This window comes from Geodermatophilus amargosae, assembly GCF_041028265.1.
GTDB classification, from domain to species: Bacteria; Actinomycetota; Actinomycetes; order Mycobacteriales; family Geodermatophilaceae; genus Geodermatophilus; species Geodermatophilus amargosae_A.
Map to the genome: position 1 here is coordinate 188715 of NZ_JABGCW010000005.1, position 16349 is coordinate 205063.

Below are 16349 nucleotides of genomic sequence, written 5' to 3' on the forward strand. Positions count from 1 at the left end.
GCGGCGCGAGGGCCGGCCCGCGCCCGCGCCACTAGGGTCGGACGGGTGAGCGCCCCCGCACCGTCCTCCGGCGAGCACCTGCCCGTCCGGACCGCCGCGGTCTGGGCCGCGCTCGACGCGCTGGCCGGGGGCGGCACCCCGCTGCGGGTGCTCGACGTGGGCGGGGGCAGCGGCGTCTTCGCCGTTCCGCTGGCCCGACTCGGCCACCAGGTCACCGTCGTCGACCCCAGCGCCGACGCGCTGGCCACCCTCGGGCGCCGCGCCACGACCGCCGGCGTCGGCGACCGGGTCCGCGGTCTGCAGGGCGACGGCGACCTGCTGCACGAGCTGCCCCTGGCCGAGGGCGGCTCCGACGGCGGCTCCGACGGCGGCTACGACCTCGCGCTGTGCCACGCCGTCCTCGAGGTCGTCGACGACCCCGTCACCACCCTCGGCGAGATCACCCGCGCGCTGCGCCCCGGCGGGCAGGTGAGCGTCGCCACCGCCAACCGGGCCGGCGCCGTCCTCGCCCGTGCGCTGAGCGGGCACCCCAAGGAGGCGCTGGCCCTCCTCGAGGACCGCGACCCCGCACCCAGCCGCGCCCGCCCGGCCCGCCGCCGCTTCACCCCCGAGGACCTGCTCGCCCTCCTGCGCAACGCCGGCCTGGAGCCGGCGGAGTGGCGCGGCGTCGCGGTGGTCGCCGACCTGCTCGACGCGAACTCCGGCGCCGACCCCGAGGCCGTCCGCCGGCTCGAGCTCGCGCTGGCCGGCACCTCGCCCTACCGCGACGTCGCCACCGGCCTGCACGTCCTGGCCACCCGCCCGTGACAGCGGTGCCCCCCGGCGTGCTGCCCCCCGACCTGGTCCGGCCGGCCTACGGGGCGGCCAGCCTCGCCGACGTCCTGCCCGGCGCGGCCGCGGCCCTGGGCGTCGCCGTCGACCGCGGCGGGCTGCCCGCCGACCCGCTCGGCCTGACCGGCGCCCTGGCCGGTGCCCGCCGGGTGGCGGTCCTGCTCGTCGACGGCCTCGGCGCGCACCTGCTGCGCGCGCACGCCGGCCTCGCCCCGGTCCTCGCCGCGCTCGCCGGCCCGGCCGGCGACCTCGCCGCCCCGTGCCCGAGCACCACCCCGGTCAGCCTGGTCACGCTCGGCACCGGCGTCCCGCCGGGCGGGCACGGCGTCCTCGGTTTCGTCACCGCGGTCCCCGGCGAGGACCGGCTGCTCAACCACGTCCAGTGGGCCGACGACCCCGACCCGCGCGACTGGCAGACCCGCCCGACCGTCTTCGAGCAGGCCGCGGCGGCGGGCCTGCCGGTCACCGCCGTCGCCCCGTACGCCTACGCCGGCTCCGGGCTGACCACCGCCGCCTACCGCGGCGCGGGCTACTCGGGCACGGTCGGCGCCGGCGACCTCGCCGCGGGGATCCTGCGGTCGCTCGCCGCCACGCCCACCGGGCTGGTCTACGGCTACACGCCCGAGCTCGACCTCACCGGCCACGTCCGCGGCGTCGACTCCGACAGCTGGCGGATGCAGCTCGCCCTGGTCGACCGGGTGGTCGAGCAGGTCGTCGACGGGCTGCCCGACGACGCCGCCCTGCTGGTCACCGCCGACCACGGGATGCTCGACGTCCCCCGCGCCACCCGGGTCGACGTCGACGACGAGCCCGCGCTGCTCGACGGCGTCGCGCTGCTGGCCGGGGAGCCCCGCGCCCGCTACGTGCACGCCGTCCCGGGCGCCGCCGGCGACGTCCTCGACGCCTGGCGCGGCGTCCTCGGCGACCGGGCGTGGGTGGCCGGGCGCGAGCAGGCCGTCGCCAGCGGGGTCTTCGGCGCCGTCGGCGAGGGCCTGGCCGCCCGCATCGGCGACGTCGTCGCCCTGGCCCGCGGCCCGTGGGCGATCACCGCGTCGGCCACCGAGCCCGGCCCCAGCCGGCTGGCGGCCTACCACGGCTCGCTGACCGAGGCCGAGGTGGCGATCCCGCTGCTGCTGGCCCGCGGCCGCGCGCTCGGCTAGCGGCTCCCGGGCGCCCAGGGTCCCGGCTCAGCGGACCGGCGAGACCGACAGCGTCGTCCAGGTGCGCGGGTGCGCCGGGTGCACCGCCCGGCAGGTCAGCTGCGCGGCCTCGTCCGCCGGCCGGCTCTCCACCCGCACCACCACGTCGCCGTCCGCGCCGCCGAGCACCACCTCGAACCGCTCGACGCCGTCGGCGTCCTCGGTACCGGTCCCGGCCAGCCGCCGCGACCCACGCACCGGCAGGTCGTCGACCCCCAGCAGGCCCAGCCGCTCGCGCGCGGCCTGCTGGGCGGCCTGCGCCGGCAGCGGCACCCCGGCGCGCCCGCGCAGCCAGGGCAGCGCGACCTCGCCGCGCGCGTGGGCCGACACCACGTCGGAGCCGTCGCCGGGCACCTGCCCGTAGGCGAACCCGTGCGGCAGCACCAGCACGTTGGTGGCGAAGCGGCACCCGCCGAGGTGGCTGCACTCCCAGACGTCGGGTGCCGGCATCGCGGCGGCCAGCGGCCGGCCGCGCAGCGCGCAGCAGGCGTCGTGCTGGCCGTGCGTGCACACCAGGTAGGTGGGCCGGTCGGTGCGCTCGCCGACCGAGCCGTCCCACGGCGCGTCGACCAGGTCGGCGTCGTCGGTGCGCACCGACCACCACAGGCCCTCGCGGCCCGGGCGGCCGTCGACGTAGGCCCAGCCGCGGCCGGAGTCGGCCAGTCGGCCGCCCGGCCGACGGACCAGCAGGACCCGCACACCCTCGGCGCGGGCCCGCGACGACAACCGGGCGGCGACCGCCTGGTCGAAGCGGGAGCCGGTGAGCGCGTCGCGGCCCCACGGTCCCGGCTGCTCGACCAGCAGCCAGCGCTGCGCCGGCCCGGCCGAGGCCACGGGGGAGTCCCCCCGGACCAGGGCCGTCACCGAGCAGCGGGTCGCGTCGAGCCGGCCGCTGCGCTCGAGGGCTGCGCCGCTCACCCGGGAGGGAGCGGCCCGGTCACGACCCGGTCCCGAGGGCGTCGGCACGCTCCCCATCGTCCCCGCCGGCGTCCGGGGCGGGAGCGCCCGGTCCGGTCGGTCCGGGCTCGGGCGCGGTGGCCGGGACGCCGTCGGCACCGTCGGCGCCCTGGACGGCCGCGTCGGCGACCAGCGCGACCGACTCGGTCACCAGCCGGCGGGCGAGGGTGAGCTGCTCGCCGGCGTCGAGCCCGGCCAGGTCGGCGACCTTCGTCTCACCGGTGGCCAGGAGCCCGGTCAGCGCCTCGCGCACGGAGGCGGGGAACTCCAGCCGGCGCCGGCCGGCCAGCAGGGCGACCCGCTCGCCGTCCGCGCCGGCGGGGGCCTCGCGCAGGGTGCAGCGCAGCCGCCGGCGCAGCCGCAGGACGGTGTCCGGCGACAGCGCCGCGGCAGCGGTGGCCTGGGCCAGCGGCGCGACCGGCTCGGGCCGCACCTGCGACCAGGTCCGCGAGCGCAGGCGGTCGGCGACCTCGTCGGGGTCGACCCGGCCGAGCCACTCCTGCAGCGCGGCGACGACCGTGCCGACGTCGTCGCGGACCGACGCGGGGTCGGACAGGTCCAGGCCCAGCGGCAGCGACCGGCGCAGCTCGCGGTCCTCGGCGGCCAGCACCCGCACCAGGTCCAGCGCCGACTCGGCGGCGGCCCAGCGGGTGACCGGGTGGACGCCGATGGTCAGGTGCGCGCTGGTCTGACCCAGCGCCACGGCCGAGTGCAGGTAGCCGCGCGGGAGGTAGAGGGCGTCGCCGGGGCGCAGCACGGCGTCGATGACCGGCTCGCGTCCGGCGGCCGCGGCGACGGCGGCGGCGCGGTCGGTCCACGGCTGTGTGCGCAGCGGGTCGTCGAGCACCGGCGCGTGGATCGTCCAGTGCTTCTCGCCGGCCACCTGCAGCACGAAGACGTCGTGGACGTCGTAGTGGGGGGAGAACCCGCGCGAGGACGGCGGCGTGACGTAGGCGTTGACCTGAGTGGGGTGCCCGAGGTCGGCGGCCAGCTGGTCGGCGAACTCGATCAGCGGCGGCCAGAGCCGGTGCAGGCCCTGCAGGACCACGGTGCTGCCGTCGGCGAACAGCCGCAGCACGGCGTCGGAGGAGACCTGGTCGGCCACCTCGGCGCCGGCGCCACCGGAGGTCGTGAAGCGCTTCGGGTCGACGACGGAGCCGTCCTTGGCGATCCGCAGGAACGGCGTGCGCAGGCCGCGGCGCGAGAGCAGCTCGTCGACGGCGGTCAGCGTCAGCAGGTCGGTGAACGACTCCCCGGTGTCCTCCGCGCGGGCGAGCAGCGGGCGGCGGGACCAGTACTCCTCGGCGAAGGCCGCGGGGTCGAGGTGCGTGCACCGGCGCAGGGCCGGGCGGGCCTGCGCCCCACCCGGCCCCGCGACGGTCGGGTCCTGGCTCAGGCCGAACCGTCCGCGCCGCCGTCGGCACCGCCGTCCGCGCCGCCGTCGGCACCGCCGTCCGCGCCGCCGTCCGCGCCGCCGTCCGCGCCGCCGCGCGAGCCGCCACCGGCCGCGCCGCCGTCGGCCGGGCCGTGGCCGGCACCGCCGTCGGCACCGCCGTCGGCACCGCCGTCCGCGCCGCCGTCCGAGCCGCCACCGGCCGCGCCGCCGTCGGCCGGGCCGTGGCCGGCACCGCCGTCGGCGCCGCCGTCCGCGCCGCCGTCCTGGTGACCGGGCGTGCCCTCGCCGGCCCCGCTGTCGGCCGGGCCCTCCACGCTGGTCATGTCGTCGTCGTCGAGCGCCATGGAGCTCCTCCGGGATCCGGGTCGGGACCGGCCGCCGGACGACGGTCGGTCGTGTCCCACCTACCGCGATCACGGGCCGGTCACACATGCGTCGACCAGCGAGTCCACGCCGCGCGCGGACACGCCGGGAGGGTCCGCGGGGACGACGCGCCCCGGGCCGGGCGGTGCCGTTACCCTCCGCGGGTCGGTCCGAACAGGTGTTCGATCAGGGAGGGCGCGTGCGGTCGTCGGGAGGGCGTGCCGAGGGGTGCACGGTGCTGCACGTCGACATGGACGCCTTCTTCGCCAGCGTCGAGGTGCGCCGCCACCCCGAGCTGGCCGGCACCCCGGTCATCGTGGGCGGCGCCGGCAACCGCGGGGTGGTCACCTCGGCCACCTACGAGGCCCGCGCGTACGGCGTGCACGCCGCCATGCCGACGGCGCGGGCGCTGCGACTGTGCCCGACGGCGACCGTGCTGCCGGGGGACCTGGCCCTCTACGCCGAGGTGTCCCGGGCGGTCATGGCGCTGTTCCGGTCGGTGACGCCGATCGTGGAGCCGCTGAGCCTGGACGAGGCGTTCCTCGACGTCGGCGGGGCCGGCCGTCGGCTGGGCGACGCCGCGGAGATCGGCGAGTACCTGCGCGCCCGCGTCTTCGACGAGCAGGGCATCACCTGCTCGGTCGGGGTGGCCGGCACCAAGTTCGTGGCCAAGCTCGCCTCCACCCGCGCCAAGCCCGACGGGCTGCTCGTCGTCCGCCCGGCCGAGGTCATCGACTTCCTGCACCCGCTGCCGGTCGGTGCGCTGTGGGGCGTGGGCGCCAAGACCGAGGAGGTGCTGCTGCGGCTGGGCCTGCGCACCGTCGGCGACCTCGCGCACGTCCCGGCGCGCACCCTGCAGCGGGCGGTCGGGCCGGCCGCCGGCAGCCACCTGCACGAGCTGGCCTGGGGCCGCGACCCGCGCCGGGTGGTGCCCGACGAGCCGGAGAAGTCGACCGGGCACGAGGAGACCTTCGCCACCGACGTCGACGACCCCGCCGTCATCCACCGGGAGCTGCTGCGGCTGTCGGAGCGGACGGCGGGCCGACTGCGCTCGGGCGGCTGGCTGACCCGCACGGTGAGCATCAAGGTGCGCTTCGCCGACTTCACGACCATCACCCGCAGCCGCACGCTCGGCGTCCCCACCGACGTCGGGCAGGAGGTGTACGAGACCGCTCGCGCGCTGTTCGACGCCCTGGGCCTGGAGCGGGCGCGGATCCGGCTGGTCGGCGTCCGCGCCGAGCGGCTCGTGGAGGCCGGCCAGACGCCGCGCCAGCTCGAGCTCGGCGCCCGCGAGCACGGCCGCCGAGACGCCGAACTGGCCGCCGACCGGGCCGCCCGCCGGTTCGGCGCCGGCGCCGTCCGGCCGGCCACCCTGCTGCACCGCGACGGCGACCGCCGGGTGCGCTGACCCGATGGCCCTCCTGACCTGCCCCGACGCCACCCGTGAGGGTGGTCGCGGGGGTGCTGCGGCGGGTCGCCGCGCGCTCGCCTTTCGCACCCCGCCAACGGCTCGTATCCTCGGTGTCACCCCCGGGTAGAGACCGGGGGTATTTGGCTCCGCCCACCTGGAGGTCTCGGTGCCGCTCTCCGAGCACGAGCAGCGACTGCTTGAGCAGATCGAGCGCGCCCTCGTCGACGACGATCCCAAGTTCGCCTCCTCCGTCCGCACGGGTGACCGCAGGCTCAAGGCCCGCCGGAAGCTGCAACTCGGTGCGCTGCTGGTGCTGGTGGGCCTGGCCGTCCTCGTCGGTGGCGCGGTCGCCCCGTCCGTCCCGCTCGGCGTCCTGGGCTTCCTGGTGATGTTCGGCGGCGCCGCCCTGGGCGTCCTGAACTACCGCTCCGCCACCGGCGCGGTCGAGGCCGGTCCGGCCGGCGCGGCCGGTGCCCGCGGCGGCAGCACCGCCGCCCGCGGCCGCGGCGGCAGGCCCCGCAAGCAGCCGCTGAAGAACCGGCTCGAGGAGCGCTTCCGCCGCCGCTACGACCAGTAGCCGCAGGCACCCCGACCTCCTCGACGGCCGCCGTCCCACCCGGGACGGCGGCCGTCGGCGTTCCCGGGGTCGGCAGGAACGGGCCATTCCTGCCACCGGCGTCCGGCCCCGCTGCAGGGTCCCGCCGCGAGCGTGCGAGCGGTGGAGGCAGCGGGGTCCTTCTAGGTGCGGCGGGGGAGCCGGGCGGTGACCGCGGCGCCCAGCGCGTCACCCAGCGAGGCCGGCCACAGCAGCGCCCGCAGCCGGGTCCGGGGCGGCACCGCGGCGGTCAGCCCCCGCCGTGCCTGCGCGAGGGCGACCTCCAGCGCCGGGTCGGCGGCCGTGCCGGGACGGCCGTAACTGGCCGTCTCCTCCGCGCGGGCGAGCCGCTCCACCCCCCCGCCGGCAGCGGCGCCGCCGGCCCGGTGCGCACCGCCGCCGCCCGGACCGGTGAGGGTGCAGGTCAGCTCGGCTGCCTGCTGGCGTGGTGTCTGCGCCGGGTCCCAGGGGAGACCGAGATCGCGGGCGGTCGCGGCCAGCTCGTCCCACAGCGCGGCAGGGGTGCTGGTGGCGACCCGGCGGCGCCGCTGCAGCGCCCGGGCGCCGGCCGGCGCCGCCAGCAGCGCCGCCAGCCCCAGCAGCACGCCGGCGCCGACGAGCACCGGGCGCGCCGACGACGACTGCGCGGCGGCCGAGCCCTGCGGCATGCCGCTGTCGACCCGGTCCACCGGGGGCACCGTCGGCCCGGTGGGCACGGTGGGCACGGCCGGCACGTCCTGCGGGCGCTCGAGCACCTCCTGGTCGGCCGGACGCGGCGCCCACGGCAGGTCGACGGCGCGCTCGCTGTCGATCGGCGTCGGGTCGAAGGGGATCCAGCCGAGGTCGTCGAAGTAGACCTCCACCCAGGCGTGCGCGTCGTCACTGGTGACCATCCGCCCGCCGCCGGGCTGCACCCGGCCGGGCGTGTAGCCCAGCGCCACCCGGGCGGGGATGCCCGCGGCACGGACCATCGCGGCCATCGCCCCGGCGTACTGCTCGCAGTAGCCCTGCTTGAACCGCAGGAAGTCGGCGAGGTCGTCGCCGGTGGTGCCCGGCGTGGTGGCCAGGCTGTAGACGAAGCCGTTCTCCCGGGAGAAGTGGCCCTGGATCGCGCGCACCGCGTCGTACGGGGTGGCCGCGTCCGCGGTGAGGCCGGCGACCAGCTCCGTGACGGTGGGGTCCAGCGGCGGCAGCGCCGTGTCGCGCTCGAGCACCGGGGATCCGGGCGGCAGCGGGCCGGAGGCGCGCAGCTCCTCCTCGGTGGGCTGCGGCTCGACGGCGGTGACCGCCCAGCGGTCGCCGGTCGTCGACACGTCCCGGCCGAAGACGGTCCCGGTGGCGGGGTCGAACCGCCAGGCGCCGGGGTCGGAGATGGACACCGCCAGCGGCGAGGCGAACACCGGGAGGAACCGGTCGTCGTGGCCGACGGCGGTGATCGTGGCCGTGACCTCCCGGCCCTCGCGGCGTCCCGGCAGCGGCGCGAGCTCCTCGGCCTGGGCCACCGACGCCTCGCCGTCGAGGTTGCCGATCGTCCACCCCTCCTCGGCGGAGTAGACGTCGAGGGTCACCACGCGCAGGTACCCGGGCTCGAGGACCGAGGCCTGGACCTCCAGGAGGCTGATCGGCTCGGGGAGCATGAGCTGGCCCTGCAGCGCCGCCGCGGGGTCCAGCGCGGTCCCGGTGGACCCGCCGCCGTCCCCGGACCCGAAGCCCTGCGCCAGCCGGCCCTCGGGCAGCGTCGGGACCACGCTGCCCACGACCAGGGCGACGGCCAGCGCGAGCACCGCGGTGCCGGTGGCGGCGAGCGCGCCCACGCCCCCGCGCCCGGCCCGCGAGGCCAGCCGCCGCGACTGGTCGGACCACAGCAGCAGCGCCAGCCCGGCGGCCGGCGCGGCGACCGCGGCCAGCCCGATGCCGCCGGTCACCGTGCTGACCGGCACGCAGAACAGCACCAGCAGGCCGAGCCCGGCCAGCGCCGGCTGCCGCCCGCCGACGGCGATGAGGTCGACGACGACCGCGACGATCCCCACCAGCAGCACGGTGAGCGCGAGCAGCCCCGTGAGTGGCAGTGCCGGGGTCGACTGCTCGCGGATCTCGGCCGAGCCGTCGGTGAGCACCGCGCCGAGGTCGGCCAGCGAGTCCGGTGTGGGCAGCCAGCCCCAGACGGCCTCGCCGGGGGAGAACAGCAGCGTCATCAGGCCGAGCAGGGCGGCGAGCTGGCCCAGCGGCACGAGCGGCACGCCGACGGCGGCGGCCCGCGCGGGCAGGGCGCGGCCGCCGGAGGCCCAGGCCCACAGCGCCGGGCCGGCCGCCCGCAGCGCCAGCCCGGTGAGTGCGACGACGGCCACCGCCGCCAGCGACGGCGGCACCCAGGCCGGACGGGTGAAGACCGGCCCCAGCGCCCAGGCGCCGAGCGCGGTCGCGACCGCGGCGGCCAGCGTCGTGGCGCCCTCCCGGCGCAGCGTGCCCGGGACGGCCGGGGAGGCCGGGGGGAGCGGCGGGGGCACCGGCGGCGGGACCGGGCCGCCGGCGCGGACGGGCGGCGGGGCGAGGGCGGTCACGCCGGCACCCCGACGCCGCCGGATCGGGACCCGGCTCCGCTCCCCGCGAGGGCCAGGTCCGCCCACACGGCCTCGACGGTGCGGGAGGCGTCGGCGACGACGACCTGCCAGCCCGCGCCGCGCAGCAGCGCGGCCGACTGCTCCAGCTGGGCGGTGAGCGCCGCGCGGGCCGTCGCCGACAGGCCGCGCCGGCTGCGGGGAGCCGGATCGGCCCAGCTGGTCACGTCGAGCAGGACGGCGACGTCGGTGGACGGGCCGGAGCGCAGGGAGACCAGCTCGGTGAGGTCGTCGGGGCCGACGGCGCCGAGCAGCGCCACGACCGGGCCCTCGCCGGCCGCGCGGTGCAGCGACTGGACGGCGTGCCCGAGCCCGTGGCCCCGGCTCGGGCCGAGCGCGGCCAGCCGGTCGAGCAGCTCGGGAGTGCCCAGGCCCGCGGACGCCCGCGCCGCGGCGCCCGGCGCCGGGGTGAGCTCGCCGCCGGTGGTGACCACCCGCAGCACCGCGCCGCGCCCGGCCATGGTGCTGCCGATGCTGGCCGCGGCCTCCACCAGCCACTCGAGGCTGTCCTGCGGCGGCGCGGGGTCACCGGCCGGGCCGGGGGGCGTGCTGCCCGCGGCCGGCCCCGGTCCCGCGGCCCGGGTGAGCAGGTGCGCGCCGGCACGCGTGTCGAGCAGCAGCGCCGCCTGGGCGCGCCAGGGCCGCTCCTCCAGCCGCACCATCAGCTCCCCGGTGCGGGCGGTGGCCCGCCAGTGCACCTTCCGCAGGTCGTCCCCGTGCCGGTACTGCCGGGTGCTGACGTCGTCCTCGCCGTGCACCGCGATGGAGCGGCGGACGCCCGCGCCGCCGCCCCCGTGCCCGCCGGCCGGGCCGCCGGGCCCGAGCGGCCGCACCCGCGGCACGACCACCAGCGGCGCACCGTCGGTGCCGCTGGTGGTGCGCTGCACGAGCCCGAAGGGATCGACCAGGCGCAGCCGCAGCGGGCCGAGCCGGAACCGCCCGCGGCGGGCGCCGGACACCCGGTAGCGCATCGCCGCGGTGCCGCCGGCCGGCAGCCGCTCGACGACGAAGGAGGGGGTGTGGCCGAGCTCGGCCGGCAGCTGTTCCGACAGCAGCCACAGCCGGCCGGCGCGCCGGTCGGCGTTGGTGACCTCGAGCAGCACCTCGGCGTCCTGCCCGCGGGGCACCCGCGCCGGGCTGACCGTGCGCCGCACGCCCACCCGGAACCGCTGCCGGGCCACCGACAGCGCCGACAGCACCGGCAGCGCGAGCACGAACACGGCGATCTGCACCAGCGGACGCTCGCCGAGCAGCGCGCCGAGGCCGAGCAGGGTGACCCCGGCGGCGACCAGGCAGCGGCCGCGCAGGGTGAGCGACGTCAGCGCCGTGCGCAGCGGCCCGCCCACGCCGGTCAGCGCCCGCGGAGGACGGGGACCGTGGACAGCAGGCCCGACACCACCTGCTCGGCGGTGCGGCGGGTGGCTGCGGCGTCGGCGGTGAGCAGCAGCCGGTGGGCCAGCACCGGGCCGGCCATCGCCTGGACGTCGTCGGGGAGCACGTGGTCGCGACCGGCCAGCGCGGCCGAGGCCCGGGCGGTGCGCAGCAGCTGCAGACCCGCGCGCGGCGAGGCGCCCAGCCGCAGGTCGGGGGAGCGGCGGGTGGCCTCGACCAGCGCGACGACGTAGCGGCGGATCGCGTCGGAGACGTGCAGCCCCTGCACCGCCGTGACCAGGGCGCGCACGGTGGCGGCGTCGGCCACCGGCTGCAGGGTGGCGAGGGGGTCGGTGGTGCCGCGGTCGTCGAGCATGGCGATCTCGGACTCGCGGTCGGGATAGCCCATGGACACCCGCGCGGTGAACCGGTCGCGCTGCGCCTCGGGGAGGGGGTAGGTGCCCTCCATCTCCACCGGGTTCTGGGTGGCCATCACCAGGAACGGCCGGGCCAGCTCGTAGCTGACGCCGTCGACGGTGACCTGGCGCTCCTCCATGCACTCCAGCAGTGCCGACTGGGTCTTGGGCGAGGCCCGGTTGATCTCGTCGGCGACGACGACGTTGGCGAACACCGCGCCGGGCTTGAACTCGAAGGCCCGCGTCTCCTGGTCGTAGACGGCCACACCGGTGACGTCGCTCGGCAGCAGGTCGGGTGTGAACTGGATGCGGCGCACGCTGGCGTCGATCGAGCCGGCCAGGGCCTTGGCCAGCGTCGTCTTGCCGGTCCCGGGCACGTCCTCCACGAGCAGGTGCCCCTCGGCGAGCAGCACCACGAGGGCCAGGCGGACGACGTCGGGCTTGCCCTGGACGACGCGCGACACGTTGGCCGCGATCCGTGCGCCCTCGGCGGCGACGTCGACCGGCAGCCCTGCCGTCCCGTCAGCCGCACGCATGGTGTCGGTCACCCGACCCACGGTACGTGCCCGGAGGCGTCCGCACGGCCGATCGCGCTCCCACCGGACCGCCCCGCGCGCACCTCCGCCCGGTCCCCACCCGGCCCCTCCGTGGGACGTCCCCGGGACCCCTCGGGGCGGGCCGGGACCCCACCGCGCCCCACCCCGCTCCCTCCGGCCGTCCCCACGCCTCTGACCTGCACGCGAGCGGGTGGAGGAGAGCGGTCACGACATGGTGTCGAGTGGTGTCTGGTGGGGCGTAGTGGGTTAGGGTGTGGCGCGGTGGGGAGCCAGGGCCCGTCCCGGGTCCGCGGAGGGCACGAGGAGGACCGATGGGGGAGGTGTTCCGGTGTTCGTCGGCAGCTTCGCGTTGCGTCTGGACGAGAAGGGCCGGCTTGCACTCCCCGTGCGGTTCCGCGAGCAGGTGGCCGACGGCATGGTGATCAAGAAGGGGCAGGAGCGCTGCATCTACGGCCTCACCCTGGGCCGGGTCGCCGAGCAGAGCCGCGCCGCCGCCTCGATGGCTCCCGCTGACACCGCCGAGGCCCGCATGCGGGCCCGCATGAGCTTCGGCTCGATGGTCGAGGTCGAACCGGACAAGACCGGCCGCATCACCATCCCCGCCAACCTCCGCCAGTACGCCGGCCTCGACCGCGACGTCGTCGTGGTCGGCGTCGACACCCGTTTCGAGATCTGGGACCAGGCCACGTGGGACGCCTACGTGGAGGAGCAGGAGGCGGCCTACGCCGCCATGGAGAGCGAGGGGATGCCCACGCTGTCCTGATCCTCCGTCCCGCCGGTCGCCCCGACCGCCGCGCGCCCCGCTGCGAGCCGTCTTCCCCGCGGCTCGACCGGATGCGGCCCGAACCGCCTTCCCCGCGGCTCGGTCCCCGCGCGGACCGGCGCCTCCCCGCGCCCCCGGCCGGACCGGCCACCGGCAACCGGCGACCCCCGCCCCCCGCGGCCTCCTGACGCACTTCCCCGGCGCCAGGCGGTCCCGCGGGAGGCGGGGGTCTCCTCTTCTCCGCACCCCCGACCACAGCACCCGGGCACCGCACCTGCCGCGCGGCACGCCCGGCGAGCTCCCGCAGCCCACCCGCCGTCCGCGTCACCATGAGACGCCCGCCCCGCCCGGGGGCCCGACCCGCGAGGAGGACGACGTGAGCACGCCCGCGGTGCACGTGCCGGTCCTCCTCGACCGCGTCACCGCGCTGCTCGGCCCGGCCTGCGCCGCCGAGGGCGCCGTGCTCGTGGACGCCACCCTCGGCCTGGCCGGGCACTCGCTGGCCCTGCTCGACGCCCACCCCGGGCTGCGCCTGGTGGGCCTCGACCGCGACCCGCAGGCCCGTGCCGAGGCCGCCGTCCGCATCGACGCCGCCGGGCACGCCGACCGCGCCACCCTCGTGCCGGCCGTCTTCGACGAGCTCCCCGACGTCCTCGACCGGCTGGGCCTGCCCGAGGTGCAGGCGGTGCTGTTCGACCTCGGCGTCTCCTCGCTGCAGCTCGACCGGCCCGAGCGCGGCTTCAGCTACGCCGGCGACGGGCCGCTGGACATGCGCATGGACCCCGGCGCCCCGCGCAGCGCCGCCGACGTCGTCAACACCTATCCCGCGGCCGAGCTCGCCCGGGTGCTGCGCGTGTACGGGGAGGAGCGATTCGCCTCCCGGATCGCCGCCGCGATCGTCCGCGAGCGGGCCCGCGAGCCGTTCACCCGCACCGAGCGGCTGGCCCACCTCGTGCGCGACGCCATCCCCGCCGCCACCCGCCGCACCGGCGGCCACCCGGCGAAGCGGACCTTCCAGGCCCTGCGGATCGAGGTCAACGACGAGCTCGGTGCGCTGCAGCGGGCGCTGCCCTCGGCACTGGACGCGCTCGCCGTCGGCGGCCGGATCGCCGTCATCACCTTCCACTCGCTCGAGGACCGCATCGTGAAGCAGACCCTCGCCGCCGGTGCCACCGACCGCACGCCGCCGGAGCTGCCGGTCCGGCTGCCCGAGTACGGCCCCGTGCTGCGGCTGCTCACCCGGGGCGGCGAGGGCCCCGGCGACGACGAGCTGGCCGCCAACCCGCGGGCGGCCTCGGCCCGTGTCCGCGCGGCCGAGCGCATCCGGCGGGCCGCATGAGCGCCACCGCCCGCGCCCCGCGCGCCGAGCCCGGGCCGCCGGGGGACCGGGCCGCCCGGGCCGTCCCCTCGCGCGCCGTCCCGTCCCGTCCGCTCCGGGCCGTTCCCGGCCGGACGCGGGGCACCGGCCCGGCCCCGCGCGTCCCGACCCCCCGGACCCCGACCCCCCGCACCCCGGCGCCCGAGCTGCGGCTGCTGCCCGGCGGCGCGTCCCGGTCCCGCCGCGCGGCCGCCCGGCGGCGCGCGCCGTTCGCGCTGCTGCTCGTCGCGCTGCTGGTGCTCACCACCATCGGCCTGCTGGTGCTCAACACCGCGATCGCGGTCAACTCGCTGCGGGCCACCGAGCTGCGCACCGCCAACGCCGAGAAGGCCGAGGAGGTGCAGCAGCTGGAGCAGCAGGTCGTCTCCGGCAGCACGCCGGCGCAGCTGGCCGCGGCCGCGGTCGCCGCGGGCCTGGTGCCCGCCGGTGCCGCCGGTCACCTGGTGATCGGTCCCGACGGCACCGCCGTCCTGCGCGGCGAGCCCGAGCCCGCCCCGGTCCCCGGCGCACCGGCGGAGGGGGACTGAGGTGGCGCCACCCGTCCGCGGCCCGGAGCCCGGCCGCCGCACCGCACCGCGCACGGCTCCCCGGGGGAGCCGGGGAGTGGTGCCGCGTCCCGCGCCGCGCGCCGGCGCGCCCCGCGCCCCGCGTGAGCCGCTGTCGCGCGAGCCGCTGCCCCGCTCCGGCGCCTTCGCCCCGCGCCGCGCCCCCGGCAGCCGGCGGGTCGGCCGGCCGCTGACCTCCGGCCCGGGGCGGCTGTGGTGGGGACTGGTGCTCGTCGTCGTCCCGCTGCTGGTGGTGACCGGCAAGCTGGTGCTGCTGCAGGGCGTCGACGGCGGCGCGTACGCCAACGCCGCCGAGCAGGACCGGCTGCGCACCTACCCGATCGCCGCCCTGCGCGGCGCGATCGTCGACCGCGACGGCAACCCCTTCGCCTACACCGTCGACGCCTCGCGGGTGGTGGCCGACCCGACCGTGGTCGAGGACCCCGAGCGCACCGCGCTGGCCCTCACCGCGCTGCTCGACGTGCCGGTGTCCGACCTCACCGGCCGGCTGACGGCGGACGGGCGCTACGTCGTCCTGGCCCGGCAGGTGTCGCCGGAGACGGTCGAGGCCATCGACGCGCTCGAGCTGGCCGGCGTCTCCTTCGAGGACGACCCGGTGCGGCTGTACCCGACCGGGACCGTCGGCGGGCAGGTGATCGGCTTCGTCGGCCGCGACGGCGAGGGCCTGGCCGGCGTCGAGCTGGGCTTCCAGGACGCGCTCGCCGGCACCGACGGGCAGCGCCGGGTCGAGGTGGGCAGCGGCGGCAACCCCATCCCGTCGGGCATCGACGAGTCCACACCGGCCACCGACGGCAGCACCGTCGAGCTCACGATCGACCAGGACGTCCAGTACATGGCCGAGCAGCGCCTCGCGCAGGCCTGCGCCGACGGCGCGACCACCCGCGCCTCCGCCGTCGTCCTCGACGTGCACACCGGCCAGGTGGTCGCCATGGGGTCCTGCCCCGGCTACGACCCCGCCCGGGCGAGCAGCACCGACCCGGAGCTGCTCGGCAACCCGCTGGTCTCCGACGTCTTCGAGCCCGGCTCGGTGATGAAGGCGGTGACCCTGGCCGCCGCGATCGAGGAGGGCAGGGCCACCCCGGACCGGGTGCTCACGGTCGACGGGCACATCCAGGCCGGCGACGCCGTCGTCACCGACGCCCACGACCACGCCCCCATCGACTGGACGGTGACCGGCATCCTCGCCAAGTCCAGCAACGTCGGGACGATCATGCTGGCCCGCGAGGTCGGCGACGAGACGCTGGAGCGCTACCTGCGCGCCTTCGGCCTCGGCGAGCGGAGCGGCATCGAGCTGCCCGGCGAGAGCGCGGGCATCCTGCAGGACTCCGCCGAGTGGACCGAGAGCCGCGCGGCCAACGTGCCGATCGGCCAGGGCGTGTCGGTGACGACGCTGCAGATGGCCTCGATCTACCAGACCCTCGCCAACGGCGGCGTCCGCGTCCCGCCGCGGGTGGTCGCCTCGGTGACCGCGCCCGACGGGACGACGTCGACCCCGGCCGCGGCCGAGCCGACCCGCGTGGTCAGCGAGGACACCGCCGACGACCTCGCCCACATGCTCGAGGCCGTCGTCGGCCCGGGCGGCACGGCGCCACTGGGCGAGGTCGACGGCTACCGGGTGGCCGGCAAGACCGGGACGGCACAGCGGGCCAACCCCGACTGCGGCTGCTACGAGGGCGGCGGCTACGTGACCACCTTCGTCGGGTTCGCCCCGGCCGACGACCCGCAGTACGTCGTCGCGGTCGACCTCGAGCGGCCCACCAGCTCCGCCGAGGGCGGCCAGGTCGCCGCGCCCGTGTTCGCCGACGTCATGCGCTACGTGCTCACCGAGGGCGGGGTGGTGCCGTCGGGCACGCCGCGGCCGGACTTCGCGCTCACCGGTGCCGACCTCGCCGGGACCGCGGCCGGCGACTGACCCCGGGACGGGCGAC

Annotated in this window: 14 protein-coding genes; 8 read left to right on the forward strand and 6 right to left on the reverse strand. The window is 78.3% G+C overall.

Annotated features, from left to right (window positions below):
- The first annotated feature begins 45 nt into the window (after positions 1–45).
- A complete protein-coding gene (locus HLV61_RS08580) occupies positions 46–807 on the forward strand; it encodes a class I SAM-dependent methyltransferase (RefSeq protein ID WP_369254301.1) in 762 nt (253 codons plus the stop codon).
- Positions 804–1991 carry an alkaline phosphatase family protein gene (locus HLV61_RS08585; protein ID WP_369254303.1) on the forward strand — a complete coding sequence of 396 codons (1188 nt, stop codon included), beginning with the start codon at positions 804–806 and terminating at the stop codon, positions 1989–1991. The genes HLV61_RS08580 and HLV61_RS08585 overlap by 4 nt, the downstream gene beginning before the upstream one ends.
- Positions 1992–2018: 27 nt before the next feature.
- On the opposite strand, the gene HLV61_RS08590 is transcribed toward HLV61_RS08585, so the two are convergent.
- The 3 genes from HLV61_RS08590 to HLV61_RS08600 all read right to left on the reverse strand — a co-directional run bounded on the left by HLV61_RS08590 (position 2019) and on the right by HLV61_RS08600 (position 4727).
- Complete coding sequence (locus HLV61_RS08590; protein ID WP_369254305.1) at positions 2019–2948, reverse strand: sucrase ferredoxin; 930 nt, start codon at positions 2946–2948, stop codon at positions 2019–2021.
- A gap of 19 nt (positions 2949–2967) precedes the next feature.
- The gene (locus tag HLV61_RS08595) at positions 2968–4092 is read right to left on the reverse strand and encodes a cupin domain-containing protein (RefSeq protein ID WP_369254306.1); all 1125 of its coding nucleotides are present in this window, start codon (positions 4090–4092) and stop codon (positions 2968–2970) included.
- Positions 4093–4379: 287 nt separating this feature from the next.
- Entirely contained in the window at positions 4380–4727 is a 348-nt protein-coding gene (locus HLV61_RS08600) for a hypothetical protein (RefSeq protein ID WP_369254308.1), read from the reverse strand.
- A gap of 254 nt (positions 4728–4981) precedes the next feature.
- Between HLV61_RS08600 and dinB the strand changes: the two genes are divergently transcribed.
- Both dinB and HLV61_RS08610 read left to right on the forward strand, forming a co-directional pair.
- Complete coding sequence (gene dinB, locus HLV61_RS08605; RefSeq protein ID WP_369254310.1) at positions 4982–6154, forward strand: DNA polymerase IV; 1173 nt, start codon at positions 4982–4984, stop codon at positions 6152–6154.
- A 169-nt stretch (positions 6155–6323) separates the two neighbouring features.
- Entirely contained in the window at positions 6324–6734 is a 411-nt protein-coding gene (locus tag HLV61_RS08610; protein WP_369254312.1) for a DUF3040 domain-containing protein, read from the forward strand.
- 161 nt (positions 6735–6895) lie between these two features.
- Here the strand turns inward: HLV61_RS08610 and HLV61_RS08615 are convergent, their stop codons facing one another.
- From HLV61_RS08615 to HLV61_RS08625, 3 genes are read right to left on the reverse strand one after another with little or no spacing between them, the layout of a single operon-like run.
- Positions 6896–9313, reverse strand: coding sequence for a transglutaminase family protein (locus HLV61_RS08615; RefSeq protein WP_369254314.1), 2418 nt, complete (start codon positions 9311–9313; stop codon positions 6896–6898).
- Positions 9310–10716, reverse strand: coding sequence for a DUF58 domain-containing protein (locus HLV61_RS08620; RefSeq protein ID WP_369254316.1), 1407 nt, complete (start codon positions 10714–10716; stop codon positions 9310–9312). Before HLV61_RS08620 ends, HLV61_RS08615 begins: the two co-directional genes overlap by 4 nt.
- Positions 10717–10721: 5 nt before the next feature.
- The gene (locus tag HLV61_RS08625; protein ID WP_440284478.1) at positions 10722–11705 is read right to left on the reverse strand and encodes an AAA family ATPase; all 984 of its coding nucleotides are present in this window, start codon (positions 11703–11705) and stop codon (positions 10722–10724) included.
- A 337-nt stretch (positions 11706–12042) separates the two neighbouring features.
- Here HLV61_RS08625 and mraZ point away from each other — a divergent pair, with 337 nt between their 5' ends.
- From mraZ to HLV61_RS08645, 4 genes are all read left to right on the forward strand, one after another.
- Positions 12043–12477: a division/cell wall cluster transcriptional repressor MraZ gene (gene mraZ, locus HLV61_RS08630; RefSeq protein ID WP_093580320.1), complete on the forward strand. Its 435-nt coding sequence runs from the start codon at positions 12043–12045 to the stop codon at positions 12475–12477.
- A gap of 376 nt (positions 12478–12853) precedes the next feature.
- Positions 12854–13816, forward strand: coding sequence for a 16S rRNA (cytosine(1402)-N(4))-methyltransferase RsmH (gene rsmH, locus HLV61_RS08635; protein WP_369254318.1), 963 nt, complete (start codon positions 12854–12856; stop codon positions 13814–13816).
- Entirely contained in the window at positions 13813–14382 is a 570-nt protein-coding gene (locus HLV61_RS08640; protein ID WP_369254320.1) for a hypothetical protein, read from the forward strand. The genes rsmH and HLV61_RS08640 overlap by 4 nt, the downstream gene beginning before the upstream one ends.
- Before the next feature lie 76 nt (positions 14383–14458).
- Positions 14459–16333 (forward strand): peptidoglycan D,D-transpeptidase FtsI family protein, encoded by a 1875-nt coding sequence (locus tag HLV61_RS08645; protein ID WP_369254322.1) that lies wholly within the window; start codon positions 14459–14461, stop codon positions 16331–16333.
- Positions 16334–16349: the final 16 nt, after the last annotated feature.

Excerpts from the sequence above, each read along its gene's own strand:
- HLV61_RS08600 (WP_369254308.1), bottom strand. The coding sequence starts at position 4,727 with ATGGCGCTCGACGACGACGACATGACCAGCGTGGAGGGCCCGGCCGAC.
- HLV61_RS08640 (WP_369254320.1), top strand. The coding sequence starts at position 13,813 with ATGAGCGCCACCGCCCGCGCCCCGCGCGCCGAGCCCGGGCCGCCGGGG.